Source organism: Segatella albensis DSM 11370 = JCM 12258 (assembly GCF_000426565.1).
GTDB classification, from domain to species: Bacteria; Bacteroidota; Bacteroidia; order Bacteroidales; family Bacteroidaceae; genus Prevotella; species Prevotella albensis.
In genome coordinates this window covers 100,745-124,290 of sequence record NZ_AUFP01000002.1, presented here as the reverse complement: position 1 = coordinate 124,290, position 23,546 = coordinate 100,745, and the positions used below count along the sequence as shown (strand labels likewise).

Sequence of the window (23,546 nt, the reverse complement as noted above, 5' to 3'; positions counted from 1 at the left end):
AGATTAATAAAAAACAGTTATGAAAAGACTTTCGATTTTATTATCAATAGCATTTGTAGCATTGATGAGCATGTGTTTTACATCATGTGATGAAGATCAGATGATTGCAATGAATATCCAAGGCACGTGGAGAGGTACGATTTCTACCAATTACTATAAGAGTTGGTGGAGTTTGGATCAAGGAGGCCATTATTACACCATCTTTCATTTTAGTGGAGACCTAGGTTCTCGTCATGGTCATGGTTATGAAATAGATTTCACTCGTAATAATCAGAGTGCTTCTCGTTCTCGTTTTGAATATTGGGTAAAGGGTAGTGAGGTAGAGATCACTTTTGAGAATGGTCGCAGGTTCTATATCTATGGCATCACGACCGATGGTGGTCATCTCCGTGGTTATATTGATGATGGATCTGGGCGTAACGTCAATATTGACCTAATCTCTGATAGCAGAAACTATGATAGTTATGCCAAAGGGGCGATAGAAAACAAGCGATAAACAGACATATCGGCAACTTACTAAATAGAATAGGGAAATCCCCATAGCAAAATAGGAAAAAATACTATCTAGCTATGGGGATTTTGTTTACTTTTGCTATTGAAAACAAGATAAAAGTAGAATTTAAAAATGGAAAGATATGAAAAGGTTTACTCATTTTATATTGATGCTGATGGTAGCAACATCGCCTCTTATGATGACAAGTTGTGATAGCGACTACTGGTATGATGATAGTGGCTATTGGTATGACAGACCTTGGTATGGCGATCATACACCTTGGTGGTATGGATATAGTAATGGCTATTATAACTGGAATAACGGTTATTACAACAATGGTGGAAACTATAATGGTGGCGGACAGCAAGGTAACACCCTTCTCGATGAGGCTCAGGTGTTGAGTGGTAAGTGGACCGGACAGATGCAGTTTACTAACGGAACTACTGGTGAACAAGCTTCTTTTGATGTAGCGATGACATTCGTACAGGCGAATACTAATGCGATCAAAGGTACAGGTGTGGAGATAGACGTATCGGGAAATGAGAGACAGACTTTAAAGTTTACTTGGTATATCGACTATAATGGTAACATATATATAAAGTATGCCAGTGGATCTACTTATGTGATGGACATCAGTGCCAGCACTTATGGTTTCCGTCTAGAAGAATCTACAGGTATCTTCAGAGGATATATGGCAGGGACCAACAACAAAGATATGATTTATATCGACTTGACCCGTACAGAGAGCGCCAAGTCTTCAACGAGGGCTTCTTCTATTCGCAATTTCGGTAGTACGGATTTACAGAAGCAAGAGATAAAGGGTGAAAAGAAATTGATAAGGAGATAACAAAACTCCACTTGCGAGAATTAACTTGAGATTAGCTGTGGGTCGTGCAACGAGAGTTGTGCGACCTTTTTTTATGGGCATAGAAAAAGTGCATTCAAACGCATATGCAACTACGTCTAAATGCACTTTCGTACTTAATATATCCTTAAATCAAAAAGGTATATATTACTTCTTCAACTTACCGTAACGGTTCATGAAGCGGTCAACACGACCTGCAGTATCAACAAGCTTGCTCTTACCTGTATAGAATGGGTGAGAAGTGCTTGAGATTTCAATCTTTACTACTGGGTAAGTCTCACCTTCAAATTCTACTGTATCTGTAGTCTTGCATGTAGAACGTGAAAGGAACATATCGCCGTTGGACATATCCTTAAATACGACGGGACGATAGTCTTCTGGATGAATACCTTTTTTCATTTTAATTTAAAATTATAATATTATTAATAATGTTATATCACGTTTCGGGGTCTTTTACGACTCTTAGAGCGTAATCGGGCGCAAATTTACGAAGATTTTTGGGAATTAGCAAATAATTTGCGAGTTATTTGCATATTATCAATATATTTTAAAGGAACCACGAGAGTTGTTAGTATCCCCAGATTCTTTTCAAGTTTTCCCGTGGAAGTCTTTCTATACGATTTTCAATCTCATCGGGTAGGTTACAGAAGAAGTCTATCCCTGTGAGAGATTCCAGTTCATCGATGTTTACGATATAGTTCTCTGGTTTATCAGAATCCGAATAGTTTTTAGTTTGGTCGAACCAGAATCCCATGGCCATATATCCATCATGGCATTTCATGAGAAGAGCGCAATAATTATATTTTGGCACGATCAAGCCATTGCTGAGCGTCCTTGCTATTTGGTCGCTCTTATCCATTGTGCCACCTTTTACGACGAACAAAGTATCTTTGTCAACCTTGTAATGACTCAAATCAAAGCTTACTTGCTTTTCTAGGAGTCTTCTTACTTCAGCTTCCATTTTCTCCCACATACCAGCATTAAAGTCATGAGGTTGCGGAATCATATTCGTCAGATAGAAAGTTTGATCGTTTGCGTCTCTTGAGTATAATCGGTCTGCTGACGGACATAGATGTCCGTGGTCATATCCGGAACCTCTGAAAGGGTCTGTGGAGAATCGGTATGAATTTGGCAGATTCGGGTCTTGTGGATATTGGTCTGCTGTTGATGTATAAGGTTTTCTTTTGACGATATCCTGTTGATTGTTAGTCGTCATGATGTAGCAAGTCCATCTGTTAGCCTTCTTCTTAGTATCCCATTCCACGGCATAGTTAACGTCCTTGTTAGTACCTCCCGGTTCTTTTGCATAATGCACAATGACGCAATTGTTTCCGTCCTTTAGTTTCGGAAACTCCAGTCGTGTAACTTCAGAAGGTAGATTGCCTGTTACAACATTCTTGTTGATGTTGATTTCGCTGTCACCGTCTGTAGTTTCCGTGTCGTTACTGCATCCTGCAAGAACTGTCAGAGCTGCAAGAGCTATGAGATAAAACTTATTTCTTTTCATACGTACAAAAAATAATAGGATGCAAAAATACAAAGATTTTCGCATCCTACATTTTTTTTTATGAAAGTTTATCTAAATTACTTAGCGTAGACGATCTTGAAGCTTTTTATTCTGAGCTGAGTTTTACTTCCGGTAGCGGTATTACTATTTGTAATCGTTACCTTTGTGTTGTTGATTCCGCTGATAGTAAATACAAGATCATTGAGAGCGACTGTACCAAAAGTAACCGTAACTTTACCTTCAGCAGTATAGTTTGTACCATTGCTGCTGTCGCATGTGAATACGATGCTTTCAATCTTCTTGGTAGCCTCAAAGGTCAGCGAGTTACCAGGATACATACGGATTGTACCATTGCTTGCACTATAATACTTAGGAACATTGCTTCCGGTACCCTTATCAGCGATAATCTTGGTTCCATCAGCCATAGTCTGTGTGCCCCAATCTGTGGTGTTGCCCAAACCGAAGCTGCTGACAGCGATTTCATCGTCAGCCTCAGGAGTAGTACCCTCACCTTCGACAGAGATCAACTTACTATCTTTTGTCATCTGAGGAGTGTTACCCATGTAGTTTACAAGAGTACCCAATACAACAACCTTCTGACCAACCTTCAACTGGTCGGCAGATTTGAACTTAGCACCCTCGAGATACAAACCGCGGTAGATAGAGAATTGAGTACCGGTAGTCTTGCCATCCTCAGAGATGGTGTAAGTAGCGTTACCAAACTGTGTGCTCACCTCAACTTTAGAAACGATACCAGAAACATAAACGTTTTCGATCTTACCCTCACCGTCGAGAGAAGAAGCTTTTACGTATGCTGCAGCAGGGTTGTAAGGCTTAGCCAGAGTACCATCACCTTTCTGTTCCTCGGTAACAGTAGGAGTGTTGGTGGAAGAAGTCTTGCCATTCAGAGAATAGATATGAGAAGCGCCCTTACCTACAGTCTCAGGAGTGTTACCCTTATAGTTTACGAACTTACCATAGATAACAACCTCGTCACCCTCCTTGAGCTGGTCTGCTGAAGTAAATTTCGCACCACCTAAGTAATAGCTCTGAAAGATGTACAACTCGTTGTTGCCATCATCGGTGATATAATAGTTAGCGTTACCGAATCCGCTGATAGCAGAAGCATAGTCACTAGCGAAACTCTTCACCTTACCTTTTACGTAGATAGCAGTTTCAGTCTGTATGCCAGCCTCAAGACCTTTGATCAACTTTACTGCGGCAGCAACGTTGTAAGGGTCTGCCTGAGTACCGGTACCGGTAGCAGCAACGGTATCTTCGGTTTTTCCACCATTATCGGTAGGAAGAGTGTAAGGCATAGGAACATCCTCACAACTTACGAATGTCATGGCAGTCATTGCCAATGCAAACATTGAACAAATAAGCTTTTTCATATTTATTGTTTTTTGTTTTTTTTACTTGATGAGTATTATTCTACTGTTACATTCTTAATTTCCCATGTCGCAGCAGCTTCAGCAGTACTGGTGTAAAGGAATCCGATATAGATAGTCTTGCCGACATAAGGTTTTAAGTCGCAAGTAGTTGTCACGAAGTTCCAGTTCTTACCAGTCAACTCCTCAGACACAGTAAGGTCAGTCCAGTTCTTTAAGTCTGTAGACACCTGAACTTTGCAGTCGTTGGCATAAGTGCTGAAGAATTTACCTGCCTGATCGAAAGTCAAGGTAGCACCCTTTGCTTTGCTCAAGTCGATAGCAGGAGAAACCAAACGGCTCTGTGTAGCATAATTCTTTTTGCTGATATTAGCAGAAGCCTTCATTCCATATTGTGCAGAAGCCCATGCCCACACATGGTCAACACCTTCGCTCAATGCAATGTTGTCGATGGAGAATTGCCCCTGGCTTTCACCGAATGATTCAGTGAGGAAAGGTTTCAGACTTGGGCAGATCTCTGTAGAATCAGTTCCGCGGAGCAAGATCTGGAAAGTCTTGTTGAATCGTGTGAAGATACCCGTGATGTCCACGCTACCACTTGGTAACACCTCATTAGCAAACTTAGCATAAGTACTTGTGCGTACCACCAAGTTGGAAGTAGAAATGTTCTGACTAGTCTTTGCATTCTTCAAACCACGGTTAATGCTTTGGTCGCTACCTTTAGGAGCGTATGTATTCTTACCGTTAGCGTCAGAAAAAGCCACATTCTTAATATACATCAGTTTACCGGCATTCTTCTTGAGATAAGTTTCGTCGTTAACCTTGTTCAGGTCGAATTCCTCAGCAAGAGCCTCAGCCTTAGCCTTGTCTGGATTACCCATCAGACGATAGAACTTGTTGAAGCTATAGCGGTCGATATAGCCTACCGAACCATTATACAGCAAACCGAGCTGAGCCTGTTTGCCATATCCACCGATGTATAAGTCTTTCAGATTGATGAGAACCTCCTGACCTACAGGGAGAGTAGCGAAGAGCCCACCCTGATTTACGCGAATCAAGATAGCACCCGTCTTATCTTGTAGAGAAATCTCCTTATAGATATTTCCCATCTTATCGTTACCCGTTACGATACCCTTGATTTGGATATCCTGGTCGATGAGTTTATAGCCATTGTTATCGATAGCATTAGCATACTCGTTGATATTTTTCAAAGAGTCGATGCTGATGATATTGGTTCCTATGATAGAATTGTTACCATATGGTGGAATGCTATCGTCCGGATCAGCATAGTCTGCACCCATACAAGATGCGAAGAGCAGCCCCGTGAGTCCTAATGCGATATATTTAAATTTCTTCATGATTTTCTATTTTAGAATCTATAAGATACCTGGAACATTCCATTGGTACCGAATACATAATACTTCTTGCTGTTCTTAGAGAACTTATAGGTACGGGCCTTGTTGTAATCTCCGGCATCGGTTACGGTATAGTCGCTACGACTCTGTTCATAACCGCCTGATACCATCTTCTGGTTGTTCAGAATATTGGTTATAGAGAAGTTGAAGTTCAACTGATGACCGTTTCTCAGTCTGAAGCTCTTGCCGATGCTTCCGTCTACCATCCAACCACCTTTACCCTTAGCCTGTTCAGGAGCGATATATTCACCGGTATTGATGTCGATGCTCTTTGTAGTCTTCAAAGTGCTTTCGTAGCGCATGCTAGGAGACCAAGAGAGATAGATATCATCATAATAGTTAGCGTTCAAGTCGATATACCAGCCACCGAGATGATAGTCAAGACCCAAGCTGGCAACCTTCAGAGGAGTACCACTCTCGCGCATATTCTTGCTGTAGACAGTCTCTGAAGTGACGTTGGCTTTTGTAGAGATCAAATATGTTGCGGTAGCATTGTTCAGATATTTAGCCTCGCTGATAGTACCTACAACCTTGAAGTTCAACCATGAAGTAAGTTTTGCGTTCAAGCCAGCCTCTAAACCATAATAAGCTTTGCGAAGGTCGGTAAGACTTACGTAAGTGAAAGAGTTAACATCATCGAAGTAGAAGTTCTGCCACTCCGTACCATTACTCATATAGTTATAGTAACCACCGATGTTAGCATGTAACCATCCGTTCTGGAACTGATAGCTAGCTTCAGCGCTATAGATGTTCTCATTCTTCAAGTTGAGTACGAAGTCGTTGTTCATCTCAGGAGCCGAGAAAGCAGTAGCGGCTGTTGGTGTATGCTTCTCATATCCGATACCCAAAGCCAAGGTATGACCAGGAGCCATAGCGAAAGAAGAACTCAACTTGACACCGCCATCCACGAAGTCAGCCTTTTTGCTCTTACCGTAAGAGTTGTCAGCGAACAAACCGTTGCGCATATATCCGTTACGATACATATTTGTATAACCAATCTTGGCAGCAGCAGTATAGTGAGCGATACCGAATACCTCGCTCCAACTTAACCATCCCAAAGCTTTACGCTCGTTGAGGCGGTAATCATAACCGAAAGTATCACCGACGCCAACAGATTTTGCATTACCATTTGCATCAACGGTATTCAGGTCATACTGAACGAGTGGGTTAGAAAGAGCATACTCACCTACAGCATAAGTATTGATATTGTGGAACTGACTAGCACCGAGCAAATCATCTATAGTCTGATAGTGACGAGCTGTGTTGGCAGCAAGGTTGATACCAACATTCAGAGTCTGCTTCTCAGTAAAGTTATGAGTCAAAGCAGAAGACATACTCAGCATCAAGTTATCATTATGCTTAGCCTGTATGTAATAGATAGCATCACCGTCAGTATTTTTGTTGGCATAATACAAACGGTCCCAGTTGATCTGGCGATGCATCTTCATGCTAGTCCAGTAATCGTAAGAGCGTTGCCATTGAGCCTCGTCGGCTGCATTATAGTTTCCCCATACATCATAGTAGCTACTAGGCATATTCTTCCAGTAGTCAGGCTGAGGATTCTCTGCATTGTTATAGTTCAACTTAGTGCTCTTATACATACTATATTTACCAAAGACAGAAGTAGTCAACTTCGTTTTATCGTTGATGTCCCAGTCCCAGGTAAGGATGCCAGAAGGAGCAAAGTCGTTAACGACGCGAGAGTTACGCTTATGTCCGTTCTGATAACCCCAATATGGATTATAGTAATAATCGTTAGCCATCCAGTAAGCCTCATCGGTAGAAGCACCCTGAGTAGAGCGCTCGGTAGGGTTACCCCAAGTTGTGAAACTCAGTGAATGTCCATTGTTCCATTTCTTCTGGACGCCAAAGAAATAAGAAAGCGCATTATAGAAAGTACCCTCTACATATCCATGGTTAGCCCAGCGGTAAGTAAGACCAGCAGCTACAGCCCAACCTTTCTCGTTAAAGCCTGAAGCATAGGTATACATACCACGAAGTGTGTAGTTGCGATTAGCACCGGCAAGGGAGATATACTGTCCTGCTCCCATGCTTCCAGCACGAAAATCGTAGTTGTTGCTACCCGCAATACTACCATAAGCGAAGTTGTTTGATTCAAAAGGAAGAGCAAACTCAACGTTTCTGGTGAAACGGTTTAAACCTCCGATGTTAGAGAATCTGAACTGTCCTGATTCCATATCGTTCATGGAAGCGCCATTGATATAGACCTCATTGTACTTCTGGTTTAATGCACGATAACGGAAACGCATAGGTGAGAATAGGAATCCCACTTCAGATGCATACGCATTGTTTGTTGAATTTAGGATGGTAACATTCTGAGACATGTTGTCATCCTCACCCAACTGTGCTTCGGTGAAAGTGAAGGCATTTTCGTCAAGAGCTTTAGCTTGATTCTCAGAATTTACATTTTGAGCGAAGACCAAAGGACTGTAACAGAACGCCATCACAGCGATTTTTACCTTTTTCTGCATAGTCTTTATTAATAAATATTATACTTTGGCTGCAAAGTAACGAAATAAATTTTAAAAAAGAAAAGAAATTTGATTAAATTTTCAGTTAAAAGATGGCTTTTTTAAGAATAAATACCGATATTTGCAGAATGATTTTGAGGATAAATAAATAGAAAATATGAAAAAGCAGCTTTTACTGGCCATTCTGCTCTTTGTTAGTTTGGCATCTTTTGCCCAGAAAAAGTTTTCATGCTATGCAGTGGGCTTCTACAATCAGGAAAACCTTTTCGACACTTGTCACGACAAAGGGAAAAACGATTATGAGTATCTTCCAGCCAGAGGATGGAACGGTCTCAAGTATTCACATAAACTTCATAATATGTCGAAGGTACTTGCCGAGATGGGTACCGATGTCCTTCCGAATGTAGGTTGTGCCTTCATTGGAGTGAGTGAGGTGGAAAATGCACGCGTGATGAGCGACCTCGTTGCTCAACCGGCTTTGGCAAAGCGTGGCATGAAATATGTTCACATCGAAGGTCCTGACCGTCGTGGAGTAGACTGTGCATTAATCTATAATCCACAGTTGTTTCAGGTTACCGACAGCAAACTCCTTCCTTATGTTCAGGAATTGAAAAAGGATAGCGCCTTCTTCACTCGTGGCTTCCTCACGGTAACGGGAAAGTTGGCCGATGATGATGTCACCGTTATTGTATGCCACTGGCCAAGTAGATTCAGTGCAGGATTCTATCGTGAGAGTGCAGCCCGTCAGGTAAAGGCTATCAAGGATTCTATTCTTCATGCTTTCCCTACTCGTAAGGTCTTTATCATGGGAGACCTTAATGATGATCCTACCAATGCCAGCATGACACAATATCTCAAGTGTAAGCCAGAAGTCGACGAGGTAGGCGAGGGTGACATGTACAACCCATGGTATAATCTGTTGGTGAAGCAAGGTGTAGGTACTTTGACATATAAGGGAGCATGGAATCTTTTCGATCAGATTGTGATGACTCCAAATCTATTAAACCAAAAAGGCAAGAAAGATTTCTCAACATTAAAATATTGGAAGAATCAGATTTTCCGTCGTGATTATCTCTTCCAGACCGAAGGGAAATATAAAGGCAGTCCAAAGCGAACCAGTGCCGGCGGCGTATGGCTCGATGGCTATAGCGACCACCTTCCTGTAGTTGTCTATTTGTTGAAGGAAAAAAAATAATACATTCATGGAGATAGAAACGCATCCTTTTGAACCATGGCTTCCTGCTGATGCTCGATTGCTGATGCTGGGTACTTTCCCTCCATCCCCCAAGCGTTGGTGTATGGAATGGTACTATCCCAATTTCATGAACGATATGTGGCGTATCTTTGGTATCGTCTTTTGGGGTGACAAACTACATTTTGTTGATACAGCGCATAAGACATATCGTCTGGATGAATTGAAGGAATTTCTCCGAGAGAAGCGTGTCGCGATTTTTGATACAGCTTTGCGGATACGTCGCACAAAGGGCAATGCCTCCGACAAAGATCTGGAGATCGTAGAAGAAGCAGACCTAGACGGTATGCTTCGCTCATTGCCGGATTGCAAGGGCGTACTTACGGCAGGACAGTTGGCGACGAAGGTGTTTACAGAACATTATGGTATTGATGCGAAGAAATTGAAGATGGGGTCGTATGTAGAGTTTCCTTTCGAAGGACGAACCCTCCGTCTTTACCGAATGCCGAGCAGTAGTCGCGCCTATCCCTTAGCAGTAGAGAAAAAAGCAGAATATTATAAAATTATGTTTGACGAGATATTATGAACGTAAAGGAAGACCATATCACAATTATTGGTATCGCGGGAGGTACCGGAAGTGGAAAAACCACAGTAGTAAAGAAAATCGTTGAGGCGTTGCCTCCACATTATGTAGCCGTAGTGCCTTTGGATTCGTACTACAATGATACGAGTCATATGACAGAGGAGGAGCGTCATGCCATCAACTTCGACCATCCGGATGCATTCGATTGGAAGTTGTTGCATAAGCAGATCAATGATCTTCGTGAGGGCATTGCCATAGAGCAGCCTACGTATAGTTACATCCAGTGTAACCGTCTTCCGGAGACGGTACATGTAGAGCCAAAGCCTGTTATCATCATCGAAGGTATCATGACCTTGTTGAATAAGAAACTGCGTGACCTGATGGACTTAAAGATTTTCGTGGATTGCGATTCTGATGAACGACTGATTCGTAATATTCAGCGCGATACCATTGACCGTGGACGTACCGTGAGCATGGTTGTCGACAGATATCTCAAGGTGTTGAAACCTATGCATGAGCAGTTTATCGAGCCTACCAAACGTTATGCTGACTTGATTATCCCACAGGGAGGTGAGAACGTTACCGGTATTGGAATCTTATGTAAATATATTGAGGGGTTGGTTCCTCAGGAAGAAGTCTAATATCGGAAGTAATATTAGAAAACGTTAGTCCAAAAATATAAGGCCTTGTATCTCATGTCTTTTGACATTGTTGACACAAGGCTTTTTTTGTCCGAACTGCAAGAGAATTTGAACAGAGTGCTGTTTATGTTATACACGAGTTTATGAGAATTGAGTATTTTGTTCACAATCTTTAAACTTTATCGCGGAACTGTTAAAGAAAAAATGTTCCGAATTATGCTTCATCTAGATCGTATAACTGCATTTTCACTCTCAAAAGCCATCGAAAATAATCCTCAAAAGGTTGTGTTTTTGAACGAAGTTAACTGCATCAGCTTACGCAGTTAACTTCGTAAACTTACGCGAATAGGTTTGTAGCCTTACGCAGTTAACTAAGAAATGCTGCAAATCCGGTAATTTCCGAGAATGAAATCAAAGGTGGAAATCTCAACTCGCTGAAAATCAGGTAAATACGTTTTGTTCATATTTTTAATACTCATAATCAACTCGTCATTATTTCTGAATTTGCGAATTATGAGCCTCTTTTTGTAGATGAAAATTAAACTATGAAAGGTTATTTAAACATGAGTTCTCTGCAAGCAAGGTGTCTCCAACAAGACTATGGAAAAATTTCTTATTATCTTTTTACTATATAACTATTTAGTTGTCAGTGTCGCTCTCTTTCACCTCAATGGCATCATGTGCCATTTTATTTTGTTCCTCCCACGTCTTATGACAGGTATGAATCTTGAAGGCATTGATGCATTCCACGACACCATATACCAGCATACCCCAACCGATGATGAGAAGAGGTAGTGATGCACTGTCCATAGGTTTGATGCAGATGTAAATGCCCGTGAGTAGGATGATAGACGGCATCAGCCAATAGAAGAAACCGATGCGACTGAATTTCAGGGCAGAGGCAAGGTTGAAGAACTGGTTGATAGCACCCAGTATCAGAATTGCTGCCAGTATGTACATCAGACCGGAGATAAAGGAATGTGGCATGAAGGCAAGGATAAGTCCCAAAATCAAGCTTCCTAATCCAACAATAGGGAAACTTGGCTTCATTCCGGAGATTTGTTTGCCATGGGCATCATAGACGATCGTGTCGGAACGCTGTCGCAATGCTGCATAATATACGGTAAGGGAGATCACTCCCGACAGGAAAAATAAGATACCGATAGCTATTGTCAGCCACTGTACCATATCTTCACGATATCTTATGAGTAATGCACCAATGATGATGGCGCAGATAGCTCTGAATAGATGACTTTGTAATATCTTCATACTCTCTTTCTTGTTTTGTGCAAATATAATAAAAAAACGCAAAACCTTTATCGTTAACCCATATTCTTTTGTATTTTTGCACACAAATTGCATTCATTATGACAAGATTGTATTTAGTACGTCACGGTGAGACCGTAGACAACGCAGCACAAATCCTACAGGGACAAACCCCGGGAGAACTTAACGAAAACGGAATACATCAGGCAGAGATTGTTCGTGATCAGATGAAAGATGCCCATATTGATGTTTTCATTTCGAGCGATTTGCATCGTAGTATCCAAACGGCAGAGATCATTGCCGCGCCACATCATAAACCTGTAGAGACTACTGCACTGATTCGCGAGCGCGACTGGGGAGACTTCACGGGTAAGTTTATCCCTGATCTGCAGGATGTAAAAGAATGGCCGGAAAATGTGGAATCGCTAGAGAAGTTGAAATCGAGAGCGCAGAACTTCCTGACTTATCTTAAGGTGACTTATCCTGATAAAATAGTCCTGGCTGTAGGGCATGGTATTATCAACAAAGCAATACAGAGTGTGTATTTTCATAAACCTATGAACGAAGTTCAGAAGATGACGAACGCTGAAGTTCGTGTGCTCGACCTCTGAACATCCTCTTGTGTAGTTAACTGCGTAGTCAACGCAGTTAACCACGTTACCCCTTTATTCAATCTAAAGACTATGATTCCTGTAGTTCGCTAATGTGTATGGATTAGCAAAAATACTGCATAAAAAGTGAGCGTGTCTCACGACAAACCCACTCCACATGCGAATTATAATTAACTCTTAAAATAACTCTCTGATTAGTCGTCTCGTAAGATTTAATATAACTCTCTATTATATAACTCTCTAATTTGTTGTCTATTATATTGAACTTGTTTCTATCTTCATAATTCTTGATATCTTATCGATGTCCTCCGAAACTCCCGGAACCTCTGTTTGGTGCGGAAGTCCTCGCGGAATTATCGAAACCTCTTGAACCAAATGTATTGTTAGAGCGACTGTTGCCGAAGCTATTTGCCCTTGAACCAAACGTGTTGCTCGGATGGGTAGATTCAAAAGGTCGGGTAGCATTTCCGAAACTTCTGTTCTCTCCGAAACTGTTCCCTTTCCTTACCGTAGTCCGTGTAGAACTCTGCCGTATCGTATTGTTGGATCGGTTGTCCAGATTGCCGAAAGAACGTCCGCGTCCATATACTCCGTTGTTGAAGTCATCACGCATTCCGTAGTATCTTCCGTTTTCTCTGTATCCATAGGTTCTGTCTTTATACCAACTTCTTCCACTATTGTTTTTCCAACTATGTCTGCCTCGATAGACCGCATAGAAGTGAGGACGACCGAAGTAATAATAGTTGCGGTGTGGATATCTTGCATAGATCCTAAAATGCCAGTAATCTCCGTCCCAATATATAGGGCGATAGAAATACAAGCATTCGAGATAATTACGGTATTGCCAGTCGTACAATATGTATTGCAGGTCGATATTGCGTTGCTGCCAGTAATTTCCGTAAATGTCGCTATAGTTGTTGATGCCCATCAGATAGTCGAGGTTGATCTCATAGGCGGCTTCGTATTGGTCATCTGTAAGATTCAATTCATACGCCATCTTATCCGTCAAGAAGAGAGCTTGCTCTCGGGCTTGCTCATAACTCATGGCGCTTGCTGATACTGTTATGGTAAACAGTGCTATGAAGGCTAATATCAACTTTTTCATATGCGTATTAATTATTATTTGCAAAGTTACTTCTTAAATTTCACCCATGTGGGGGGATTTTCCCTAAAGTAGAGGGGGAAAATCCCTATAGTTTAAAATAAATGATCTGTAACAGCGTTATTATACCATAATAAGAGTGAAACCATGAGATTGCAAACGATCATATATATTATCATGTCTGTGATGTCTCTGCCATCGTATGCGCAATACACAGGACAGACGAATGTGGATGGAGAGAAGCATCATAATCTCACACAAAATTTGGTATATTGTGTTGAAACACAGGGGTCTTTCTCTAGTGGGAAAACTCCGTTGTGGTTGAATGCCAATAAGTATGGGTTAAGTTCCTTGAGAAAGAATAACGGGTATCTTCGCGGAAGTATCTGTCGCCCTTTATCTAAGGATTCCGATCGCCATTGGGGGATAGGATATGGTATAGACTTGGTAGTTCCATTGAATTATACCAGTAAGTTTGTGGTACAGCAGGCGTATGGAGAAATGAGATGGCATCATGGCGTGCTCACCATAGGTAGCAAAGAATATCCGATGGAATTAAAGAATAACTCGTTGAGTAGTGGCTCCCAGACGTTGGGAATCAATGCCCGTCCGATACCACAAGTGCGTATCGCATTGCCCGAATACTGGACATTGCCCATCGGAGGACGCTGGTTGCATATGAAGGGACATATAGCCTATGGATGGCAGACCGATGAACGCTGGCAACATGATTTTACATCTTGTAATCATAAGTATGCTGATGATGTGAAGTTTCATAGTAAGGCCGGTTATCTGAAGATAGGAAATAAAGAGAAGATCAAACATTGGAGCTTAGAGTTAGGTCTGGAGATGGCCACCCTTTATGGAGGAACAGCTTATGGAGAACCAGACGCATCGGGTAACGTAAGAATATGGCAAGGCGAAACAGGGCTGAAGGGAATGTGGCATTCTTTTATACCTGGTGGTGGTGATCAAGGAGAAGGACTCTATGAGAATATGGCAGGTGATGACTTAGGTAGTTGGGTGGCACGTTTGAACTATGATACGGATAAGTGGGCAGCTCATTTATATATAGATCATTTCTTTGAAGATCAGTCGATGATGTTCCTCTTCGATTATGACGGTTATGGAACGGGAGAGAATTGGAATAAGCGTGAAAAGCTCCGTTTACTTCATTATCCCATGAAAGATATGCTGTTAGGGACAGAAATCAATCTCAAACAAGGTAGATGGCTTCGTGATATTGTCTTTGAATATATCTATACAAGATATCAAAGTGGTCCTGTATATCATGACAGAACGGAGACAATAAGCGATCATGTGGCTGGAAAGGATAACTATTATAACCATTATATATATCCGGGATGGCAACATTGGGGACAAGTGATGGGTAATCCGTTGTATCGTTCTCCGCTGTATAATACGGATGGTATGCTGATGGTAGAGAACAATCGCTTCTGGGGATTCCATCTGGGATTGTCGGGGCATCCTGTGCAGCCGTTTGATTATAGAATATTGGCCACATGGCAGGAAGGATTCGGTACTTATGACTATGCTTTTGACAAGATACGTCATAATGCCAGCGTTATGTTTGAAGGTGTATTCCATCTGCATCGAAATTGGGATGTAAAGGGTGCTTATGCTATGGACTTTGGAAGTATATTAGGTCGGAATACAGGATTTCAGATAACAGTTACAAAAATAGGAGTACTAGGTTTATGAAAAAGATATTTGTTCTATTCGTGGTTTTGATGTTTTCCCTCACTTCTTGTGAATTAGAATATATAGACAATGGAGAACTCGACGGAAACTGGAATATGGTTTCTATCGAGACGTTGGCAACGGAAAAGCAAGATGATGTATCTGGTTTAAGACGTTTTTGGGCTATACAGGCAAAACTCCTTCAGTTGTCTGGTGGAGGAGATTCTTACTATTTTAGATTCAAGCATAAGGGAGATAGTTTGTGGATAAGTGAACCGTATAAGTATATGGAACATCAGACGGGTGGTGACTCTCTGTTGACAAAAGTTCCGGTAGATTTTGCCAATTATGGGATATTCCATCTCGAAGAGCATTATAAGGTAGAGAAACTGTCAGGGGGAAAGATGATATTGAAGTCAGATAGTATCCGCCTGTATTTCCGAAGATTCTAATTAGAAGATTTTACCGAAAAGGATTTTAAAGATTGTCTTTATGATGATAGAAGCATCGGTAAGCAAAGATCTTTTCTGGATATAAAATAGATCCATTCTCAATCTCCGAAGCATTTTATCCATGTTGTCGGTATAACCATTATATAATGTGGCAAAAGAGGTAAGACCCGGTTTCACTTGTAGGATCAACCGATATCTAGGGTCTCTCTTCATGATTTTGTCAATATAATACTTACGTTCCGGTCTTGGACCAACAAACGACATGTTGCCGATGAAGACATTCCACAGTTGAGGAAGTTCGTCTAGATGATGATTTCTAAGAAAGCGTCCCACCTTGGTAAGTCTTTTGTCGCCATGGAGTTTGGCAAGCATAGGACCGTCCTTTTCTGCATCCTTTCTCATACTTCTGAACTTATAGATATAGAATGGGCGCCCATGTTTCCCTATACGCTCCTGTTTGAATATAGAAGGTTTGCCGTCTTCGCATCGAATAGCGAGAAAGCATAATAGCATGACGGGAGAAGAGATAATGAGAGCTAAACAAGCAAAGAGGATTTCAAAACATCTTTTTATAATGACGCTAGTTTGCGAAAGTCTACTACCTATTATATCTGCGTTCCCGTGGATACTATATCGTTCTATATATTTTGTTTCAATATTCTTCATGAGCACCTTATTATAAACGTAAGTGACGGCTCTTTTATTGTCTGTCTCTTAAAAAAAACAGATAGAGATATTTCCTAATCTTGTTCGGTACCAATCTGACGAAGACTCTGATACCCAGATTTCTGATATATTGTCGGATGTTGATAAATCCACTCCGGAATGCATAGGTTTGCAATCTAATGTCAGACTGTATATATCTTATACCGCCACGGCGTTCGAAGGTGTCGTTGGATTGTCTGAAATATACTAATGGCTCTTGGATATTATAAAAGATGTAGCCTTTGTTAATCATTCTAATCCATAGATAGTAGTCTTCGAGAAGGTAGAAGGGTTTGTAGTTACCTGCTTCCAGAACTTTAGACTTCCTAAACATGCATGCCGGATGGTTGACAGGATTCCTCGATATGGCATATCGTTTGATGTCATGATCGAATTCCGGAACCATCTTGATGTTCTCGATATGAAAGATATCTTTCGAGAAGGTAGACATCCATGAACTAACGACAGTAATCTCAGGATGCGACAGAAGAATGTCGAGTTCCTTTTCGAATCTTTCGGGATAGCAGATGTCGTCGGCATCCATTCGGGCCACCAGTTCGTGCGAACAATGTTGCAGACCATGTTGAAGGGCATATCCTAATCCCATATTTTCTTCGTACGAAACAATCTTAAGAGTATGAAATTTCTCAGAGAACCTGTTGATGACATCATATAAACCATCGTTCAGTTTCCCATCTTCCACCAGTATAATCTCGTCGGCTTTTACAGTTTGATGGATGAGGCTTTCCAAGCATTCAGATAAATGTGTGGGAGTCTCTTTGAAATATACAGATATAAGAACAGAGAATTTCATTGTGTAAAATACTTATCGGGTAATCCAATCTTTACAAACAGGTGATTGATAATTCTTAATATTGTTCCATTTCTTTGGCGCGATGATGACCTTATCTCTGTTTTTATTCAGCCAGGCTCCCCACCACGAAAAAGAAGAATTAGCGATGATGTTATGCTTGCATTCAGACATGAGATGCATATCATTATAGCTATCACCATTCTTGTTCCAGTCTACTAAGACAGAATGCTTATTGAGTAATGGAACGATTTCCTGTTTGCACCATTCCATATCGTCAGAGAATATACAATATAAGTCAGGGTGTACCATTTCCTCAATTGTCAGGATAGCCTGTTTATAATAATCGATGTTGCAGATATCCCTGTACATGTTACTTTTCAGATAGTCTCCTCGTCGGATATGGATAGAAACCGAGTTGCAAGTTTGAATCGTTTTGCTGAGTTCCAGATTCCTTTTATTGTGATAGGCAGGAAAAGTAAACGCCTTTATGATTTCATCCTTGATGCCATTGAAATACTCTTCATGTTGCCAATATCCATCATAATACTTACTTTGTTCAATCTCCGTGATGTCAGACAATAAAGTCATAGACAAATCCTCAATGATTGTATCTTTCCTTTTGGGTAGCAATCTAACTCCTATTCTCCAACAATTATAATTAGGGTAAGGGTAAGCAAGAGGTAAAATCTCCGACCATGAAGCTGTAGGAAGGTTGGTGTGGAAGACAGAAGAAATCTCATACCCATGATGCTTATGATAATTCCTAGCACATCTCAAGTCGAGAAGCACCCTTTCCTCAGGATGTTTCTTTTTCAGAGCAAGAGCAAATGCAAACTGGAACATTTGATTGCCTAATCCACCTAATATCTTAACGATTTTCATACGAGTCGTTTAATGATTTCCTTGAAATATTGTATCAATTGGTATGCCAGTAATTCGTATCTGAACAAATTATTGTATTTAGCATTTAGAATTTCACAATCTTGTTTTATCATAGCTTCCCGATCGATATTCATAGATATCTGGTCTGCATGCCCATGTTGTGAGATGATATGGATATGTCGGTCATAATAGATATTCTGACCATTCAGCAGATGATAATACCAGTCAACGTCAACGAGCCAATGTAATCTCGTATCGAACATCTTCATCTTCTCGTGTTCGAATGCAATGGCAGAACATGGTCCTATGGTATTGCAGACAAAGAGAAGACGAGGATGTGATGCGAAGAAGTTCGTCAGTTTGTTAACGTATCGTCTCCTTACGCCTTTAGAATCCTGTACGATTACTCGAGAGATAATGATCGAATAACCTTTTCTGAAGTCAGACAGAAGTTCCTCCAGATATTTTTCACCCATCATCTTCTCATCATGATGAAGAAGGATGACATATTTCCCATCAGCAAATTCCAACCCCTTATTCCAATTCCTTACGGCTCCGAGAGAAGGTTTGTTCGCATAATATCTGATTCTCTGGTCGCTGATGGAGTCAACATAATCTCGTATATCATCATTCGTAGAGTCATCAGTAATGATGATGTTGAAGTCCTGTACACTCTGACAACGAACGGAGTCTATTGCTTCCTTTGTTAGGAGCAAGTTATTATAGGTCGGTATGATGATACAGAAGTTATTCATTTCTTAATATATTTGCCGGCTTGTGTTACAATATATCCATGATAGTTGATTAGTCCCAGACTCAATAACAGAATAGATAACGAGATACAGTTGTCGAGACTACCGCCCCAAAATAAGTCGAGCGATAACCCAAGGAACAGTCCCAATTCTATAGAATACTCCTTATAGGTAGAATAATAGGTAAGCGTCTTGTATATCGCATAGAGGAACAAGAGCATCACCGGAATTCCGAAGCATAAAGCGATGAGCAATATCGTAGATTCCGTTACTCCGGCCATTGCCAAATTGTGGAAGGTGAATATCGTGTTATCTTTTAAGGTTTGGAAGAAGAAACCAATCCCTGTCAACGGACTCTGTAGGATCAAACCGACGGTTCTTTCCCAAAGCGCCCATCTTAACTCGTTGCTCTGACTAATATCTACCGTGAGCGCTGTCATGACGACGACAGCGATGACCAACAGAAAATAGAGCGATTTCAATAGTCTTGGATGTTTGAAGAACTGATATTTGTAAAGTAGGAATACTGCCAATAATATGATGTAATATCTGAACGAACCTGCAAGAAGTAGATTGATCAGCATACTTGCCATGATGAATCTCTTGATCCATTTGTTCTTGATGTCTTCGTGTAAGAAACAGCATATCGCCAAGAATGATATACTTCCGGAATAGAGCGTGTTGTTCTTTACACCAGGAAATCTCGGTAAGAACTCTCCCGGACGTATAGGTGGAAATGCTGTCCAAGGTAGCGAGAACCCCATCGCCAATAATATGTTGGAAAGGATATCTGCGATAAAGATGAGATAGACAACAGCCTTGATGATGGAGATGAGTTCAGTCTTATGTTGGGTACCCATAAAGAAGAATGCGAAAAAGTAGAATTGTCCCCACATCATGATTGATTTACTTGTCGTATCCCGGAATATCACGTTGGCAATACCGATAAGGAGAGAAATGCCCAAGAATAATGAAAATACAGGTATTGTTCTTATCTGATAGATAAAGGTATCCACAGAGAACAGAAGTATGGCAGCCAGAGCGAGCAGAGGTAGCGTATAGGGCGTATATCCCGCAAACTGGAACAGAATGAGGGATATTGCGAAGATATAATATTTTATACTATTACTGATGATCATAAGTCTTCAATATCGTTTTTATATATATCCATATCATGAGAGTTTTGGCAACATACGAGATGAATACTGCCAAGGCCGGCGCTGAGGCTCCATACCCCATCTGAAGTAAATAATATGTAGACAGAATCAAGACGATAGCCCATATCAAATTCAATAAGAAACTGGTCCATATCTTGTCTTTACTATATACAGACATCTCGATGACATTGGAGACGGAAGAGAATACCGTAGAGAACCCTAACAGAACAAGGGGAGTGGTATCTTCAAATCCATTGCCATAAAAGTCCATGATCATGTTACTTGCCAAAAACGTGAAGATGGCAAAGAGAAGAGATATACAGGATATCCCGATAATGTTGGTAAGTAGGGTGTTCTTGAACTCCTTGTTGCTGGTAATGCTGGCGAGTATAGGTAACACAATCTGACTGATGGCTCCAGGGATGAAAAGTAAGATAACTTTCCATTGGTCAGCAGCTTCAAAGATGGCAAGTTCTCCGAATCCATTGCTCCTCACGAGTAGGGTTCGGATGACGAAGAAAGCCGGCGTCACCATGATGGCCGAAAGCGTTGCGGGAATGCTGTACGTATATAACAATTTCCAATCTTCTTTTCGGATGCGTCCTTTTTTGATGTCGATATGGTTTCTTGCGAATGACCTTCGGACAGAGAAGAAGTTAAGAATATAAAGTAAGGTGATGCCTAAACCGAATCCTATAATGGCACCGGATAGGTGAAAATAATAAGCACCGGCAACCATGAGGACAGCCTCAGCGATACCTCCCCAGAGTGTGTTGATGGCAATACTTCTGAAGTCCTCCAGTCCCATCAACGTACCATTCTCAATTCCGTTCAGTATCGATACGAACAACATGACACTGCCATATTGAATGATAGTATCCAAGTCCGGTCTACCGAGAATTTTTTCTGCAATCAGGTGGGAGAACAGCAAGAGCAAGATTACGATACCGAGTCCGATGACGAGCGAGAATCTGTTGGAGAGCCGATAGACAGAGGCTGCATGGTCAGGACAATCCTTGCGATATTGCGAAATGAATTTTGTAGCCGTTACTCCAATTCCCGTGGCACCCAGGACTATGAACATACCAATGGTAGAACGGATGATACCGAGTTCACCGAATATGTCTTTCCCCAAGATACGGGCGCATAAGATACCAGACAGGAAGAAACAAAATTTTCCTATAGCTGTACCCGTGAACGTCCAGAAAGCCCCATGGACTAATCTGTTGGCAACATCATGCTTTCTAAGATTATCTATTATTCCCGCCATTTAAGATGAGTTGGACATTCTTTATAAAGCCGTCGTTCTCCAGTTTCTCGATATTTCTGATGTCATTGATATTTGCCATTCCACTTCTGATTACCAACAAGGAATGCTGACAGGATTCAGCGAATATCTCAACATCAGAATAATGCAATAGAGAAGGTGCGTCGATGACGATGAAGTCGTATACCTTAGACAATTCGCTCATGAGTGATTTGCCATAAGGTGATAATAAGATGTCGATAGCATGACTTCTTTCTGTTCCGAGTGGCATAAAGTACAACCCTTCTTGCATCTGTATGATGTAAGAATCTTGGTTGGCGGCATCCTCGTTTTGTAATAGATCTGTTAATCCCTCATGTTGAGCACCATATATAGACGTTAAAGAATAGCCTCTGGTGTCAGCATCTATCAGCAAAGTCCTCATCTTGGGAAGTCTGCTAAGAGATTTTGCCAAGTTTAAGGCAGTATGTGTTGCTCCCGAATCTTCGTGAGCAGGACAGATCAGAAGATTATAACTTCCGTCATCCTCCTTGTCTTTCGTCATCCGATTCCTTAACATACGGATCGCATCATCGTAGTTGGCGTCATGCTCTTCTGGAAGTTCAGCACAGAGATGCAGACTCGTGCCGAAGATATCCTCTTTTCTTCTAATTGTCTTACTGAGGTATAGTTTGATGAAGAAGAAGATAAAAGGAAACAGCATACCGAAGAGTACGGCGGCAGCCATCGTTCTGATCTTCTTAGGGAATACAGGTTTAAACTTACCCGTAGGCTGAGAGATAACCCTAGCGTTGTCAGAGACAAACAAGTTGGAGAGTTCTATCTCCTCCTTTTTCTGCAACAAGAAAATATACAACTGTTCGATAACCTTCTGCTGTCTTTCGATAGGAAGAATCTTCTTGACCTTCTGTGGAGCAGAGGCGATCTCACTATTTGTCGAATTCTTAGTTTGTTGCATATTCTTTGCTTGCAACTTTGCCTGTGCCACGGCGTGGTCGAGAGAGGTGGCAAGTGCCTTTCTCATCGCATTTACTTGGCGCGTGAGTTCCTCTACGAGCGGATTCTTCTCGCTACTATTCTGAAGCATATTATTTCTCTTCATCAAGAGCTCGTTATAGTTGATGATCTGCTTCGCCACGTTCTCGTTGTCAGGCAACAAATTGCCCGGCAACGGCTGATAGTTGTTAGCCCCCTTAGCAAGGTTACTCATATTCTGGAGCATATACAACTGGTTGTTCAGTTTTGCAGCCATCTCGTTTTCCACCAACGAAGTTTCCAGATACATTTTCGCGTTCCCAGCATAGTCCAGTATCATGTTGTCACTCTTGAAGTCCATGATATGATTGTCAAGTCCAGAGAGCGTCTTCTCAATATCCGAGATTCTGTCGTTAACGAATTTTGCCGACGATTGCATAGAAGTCATCTTCTCTTTGAAATGCTTCTCTTTGTATATGCTGATGAGCGTGTTGATAACCCGTTCAGCCCGTTTGGCTGTGATATCCTGGTAAGAGAGTTCTATGACAGAGGTCTGGTCATCAGAATTTTCTATCTTGATGACCTTCGATATATTGTCAGCAGTATCGTACACCCTTTCTTTCTTTACCTTTACCGTGATTTCCTCCTGATCGCTGAAAGCCTTAGGGAAATACCTTGTCGGCGTGATGCAAACGGAACCGATAGGCGTATGAATCACAGAATTTATCTTTCCCTTGACCTCATCATCATAGTCTGTTTTCTCCTTTTTGAAGTCACTTAGCGTAACCTCACCATTCTTGTTGAGTTTCACGATAACCTGTCCCTTCGACGAGTCATCGATGTTGGCGAAGGAAACCTTTATTGGTAAGTTCTTGTCGCATACCTCCTGATAGAACAGACCATGTTGAATTTGATACGAAGTGTTTAGGTCAAGTCTTTTTACCAATTCTTCTAAGGTTGACATCGCCTGTAGAATTCTGATTTCATTGTTCACGTTCGAAGAGATATGGAACATTCCCAAATTCGAGAACACACCTAAGTTTGATGCGACAGCAGAGCTCAACAGACTACTGCTGTTGTTATCCTCGTCCTTGATGAGAACCTCAGCATCCCTTTCATATTTCGGGGTTACTATCAGGAGAAACAGAATAGCGACAGCTATTGTACAGACAAAGAATATAGCACATCCTATCCAATGATTTCTGCATTCGTCAAGGATTCTTTTCAACGTAATATGTCTTTCTTTATTTTCAACTAATTTTTCGTAATCTTGAAAATCCATG

22 protein-coding genes are annotated in these 23,546 nt (G+C 41.2%); 8 read left to right on the top strand and 14 right to left on the bottom strand.

Annotated features, from left to right (window positions below):
- Nucleotides 1-19: 19 nt before the first annotated feature.
- Nucleotides 20-496, top strand: coding sequence for a hypothetical protein (locus tag K333_RS0102065; RefSeq protein WP_024989122.1), 477 nt, complete (start codon nt 20-22; stop codon nt 494-496).
- A gap of 139 nt (nt 497-635) precedes the next feature.
- The gene (locus tag K333_RS0102060) at nt 636-1,340 is read left to right on the top strand and encodes a hypothetical protein (protein WP_027452267.1); all 705 of its coding nucleotides are present in this window, start codon (nt 636-638) and stop codon (nt 1,338-1,340) included.
- Nucleotides 1,341-1,505: 165 nt separating this feature from the next.
- Here the strand turns inward: K333_RS0102060 and K333_RS0102055 are convergent, their stop codons facing one another.
- The 5 genes from K333_RS0102055 to K333_RS0102035 form a co-directional block, all read right to left on the bottom strand.
- Nucleotides 1,506-1,757, bottom strand: a complete 252-nt coding sequence (locus K333_RS0102055; RefSeq protein ID WP_024989124.1) for a type B 50S ribosomal protein L31 — start codon at nt 1,755-1,757, stop codon at nt 1,506-1,508.
- 169 nt (nt 1,758-1,926) lie between these two features.
- Nucleotides 1,927-2,865 (bottom strand): DNA/RNA non-specific endonuclease, encoded by a 939-nt coding sequence (locus K333_RS0102050; RefSeq protein WP_024989125.1) that lies wholly within the window; start codon nt 2,863-2,865, stop codon nt 1,927-1,929.
- 77 nt (nt 2,866-2,942) lie between these two features.
- Complete coding sequence (locus K333_RS0102045) at nt 2,943-4,259, bottom strand: hypothetical protein (protein ID WP_024989126.1); 1,317 nt, start codon at nt 4,257-4,259, stop codon at nt 2,943-2,945.
- Nucleotides 4,260-4,294: 35 nt separating this feature from the next.
- Nucleotides 4,295-5,614 (bottom strand): DUF5689 domain-containing protein, encoded by a 1,320-nt coding sequence (locus tag K333_RS12845; RefSeq protein WP_027452266.1) that lies wholly within the window; start codon nt 5,612-5,614, stop codon nt 4,295-4,297.
- A gap of 11 nt (nt 5,615-5,625) precedes the next feature.
- Nucleotides 5,626-8,163 carry a TonB-dependent receptor gene (locus K333_RS0102035; RefSeq protein WP_024989129.1) on the bottom strand — a complete coding sequence of 846 codons (2,538 nt, stop codon included), beginning with the start codon at nt 8,161-8,163 and terminating at the stop codon, nt 5,626-5,628.
- A gap of 157 nt (nt 8,164-8,320) precedes the next feature.
- Here K333_RS0102035 and K333_RS0102030 point away from each other — a divergent pair, with 157 nt between their 5' ends.
- Genes K333_RS0102030 through udk form a run of 3 tightly spaced genes read left to right on the top strand, consistent with a single transcriptional unit; the run spans nt 8,321 to nt 10,579 of the window.
- Nucleotides 8,321-9,358 carry an endonuclease/exonuclease/phosphatase family protein gene (locus K333_RS0102030; RefSeq protein WP_024989130.1) on the top strand — a complete coding sequence of 346 codons (1,038 nt, stop codon included), beginning with the start codon at nt 8,321-8,323 and terminating at the stop codon, nt 9,356-9,358.
- Between the two features lie 7 nt (nt 9,359-9,365).
- Nucleotides 9,366-9,941 carry a uracil-DNA glycosylase family protein gene (locus K333_RS0102025; protein ID WP_024989131.1) on the top strand — a complete coding sequence of 192 codons (576 nt, stop codon included), beginning with the start codon at nt 9,366-9,368 and terminating at the stop codon, nt 9,939-9,941.
- Nucleotides 9,938-10,579, top strand: a complete 642-nt coding sequence (udk, locus tag K333_RS0102020) for a uridine kinase (protein WP_024989132.1) — start codon at nt 9,938-9,940, stop codon at nt 10,577-10,579. Before K333_RS0102025 ends, udk begins: the two co-directional genes overlap by 4 nt.
- A 639-nt stretch (nt 10,580-11,218) precedes the next feature.
- On the opposite strand, the gene K333_RS0102015 is transcribed toward udk, so the two are convergent.
- Complete coding sequence (locus K333_RS0102015) at nt 11,219-11,848, bottom strand: DUF308 domain-containing protein (protein WP_024989133.1); 630 nt, start codon at nt 11,846-11,848, stop codon at nt 11,219-11,221.
- A gap of 98 nt (nt 11,849-11,946) precedes the next feature.
- Here K333_RS0102015 and K333_RS0102010 point away from each other — a divergent pair, with 98 nt between their 5' ends.
- The gene (locus tag K333_RS0102010; RefSeq protein WP_024989134.1) at nt 11,947-12,456 is read left to right on the top strand and encodes a histidine phosphatase family protein; all 510 of its coding nucleotides are present in this window, start codon (nt 11,947-11,949) and stop codon (nt 12,454-12,456) included.
- A gap of 295 nt (nt 12,457-12,751) precedes the next feature.
- Here K333_RS0102010 and K333_RS11715 read toward each other — a convergent pair whose 3' ends face one another.
- Complete coding sequence (locus K333_RS11715; protein WP_024989135.1) at nt 12,752-13,561, bottom strand: hypothetical protein; 810 nt, start codon at nt 13,559-13,561, stop codon at nt 12,752-12,754.
- 144 nt (nt 13,562-13,705) lie between these two features.
- Between K333_RS11715 and K333_RS0102000 the strand changes: the two genes are divergently transcribed.
- Together K333_RS0102000 and K333_RS0101995 are read left to right on the top strand one after the other, a co-directional pair.
- Complete coding sequence (locus K333_RS0102000) at nt 13,706-15,280, top strand: capsule assembly Wzi family protein (RefSeq protein ID WP_027452265.1); 1,575 nt, start codon at nt 13,706-13,708, stop codon at nt 15,278-15,280.
- Entirely contained in the window at nt 15,277-15,711 is a 435-nt protein-coding gene (locus tag K333_RS0101995) for a lipocalin-like domain-containing protein (protein ID WP_024989136.1), read from the top strand. The genes K333_RS0102000 and K333_RS0101995 overlap by 4 nt, the downstream gene beginning before the upstream one ends.
- Here the strand turns inward: K333_RS0101995 and K333_RS0101990 are convergent, their stop codons facing one another.
- The 7 genes from K333_RS0101990 to K333_RS0101960 are packed head-to-tail and all read right to left on the bottom strand — an operon-like array spanning nt 15,712 to nt 23,545.
- Nucleotides 15,712-16,377, bottom strand: a complete 666-nt coding sequence (locus K333_RS0101990) for a sugar transferase (RefSeq protein ID WP_024989137.1) — start codon at nt 16,375-16,377, stop codon at nt 15,712-15,714.
- Nucleotides 16,378-16,411: 34 nt separating this feature from the next.
- The gene (locus K333_RS0101985) at nt 16,412-17,230 is read right to left on the bottom strand and encodes a glycosyltransferase (protein ID WP_024989138.1); all 819 of its coding nucleotides are present in this window, start codon (nt 17,228-17,230) and stop codon (nt 16,412-16,414) included.
- A gap of 12 nt (nt 17,231-17,242) precedes the next feature.
- Nucleotides 17,243-18,112 (bottom strand): alpha-1,2-fucosyltransferase, encoded by an 870-nt coding sequence (locus tag K333_RS0101980; protein ID WP_024989139.1) that lies wholly within the window; start codon nt 18,110-18,112, stop codon nt 17,243-17,245.
- Nucleotides 18,109-18,867, bottom strand: a complete 759-nt coding sequence (locus tag K333_RS0101975; protein WP_024989140.1) for a glycosyltransferase family 2 protein — start codon at nt 18,865-18,867, stop codon at nt 18,109-18,111. Before K333_RS0101975 ends, K333_RS0101980 begins: the two co-directional genes overlap by 4 nt.
- A complete protein-coding gene (locus tag K333_RS11710; protein WP_051230833.1) occupies nt 18,864-20,003 on the bottom strand; it encodes an O-antigen ligase family protein in 1,140 nt (379 codons plus the stop codon). Before K333_RS11710 ends, K333_RS0101975 begins: the two co-directional genes overlap by 4 nt.
- Nucleotides 19,990-21,291: an oligosaccharide flippase family protein gene (locus K333_RS0101965; protein WP_024989142.1), complete on the bottom strand. Its 1,302-nt coding sequence runs from the start codon at nt 21,289-21,291 to the stop codon at nt 19,990-19,992. Before K333_RS0101965 ends, K333_RS11710 begins: the two co-directional genes overlap by 14 nt.
- A complete protein-coding gene (locus tag K333_RS0101960; protein ID WP_024989143.1) occupies nt 21,272-23,545 on the bottom strand; it encodes a GumC family protein in 2,274 nt (757 codons plus the stop codon). Before K333_RS0101960 ends, K333_RS0101965 begins: the two co-directional genes overlap by 20 nt.
- Between the last annotated feature and the right edge of the window lies 1 nt (nt 23,546).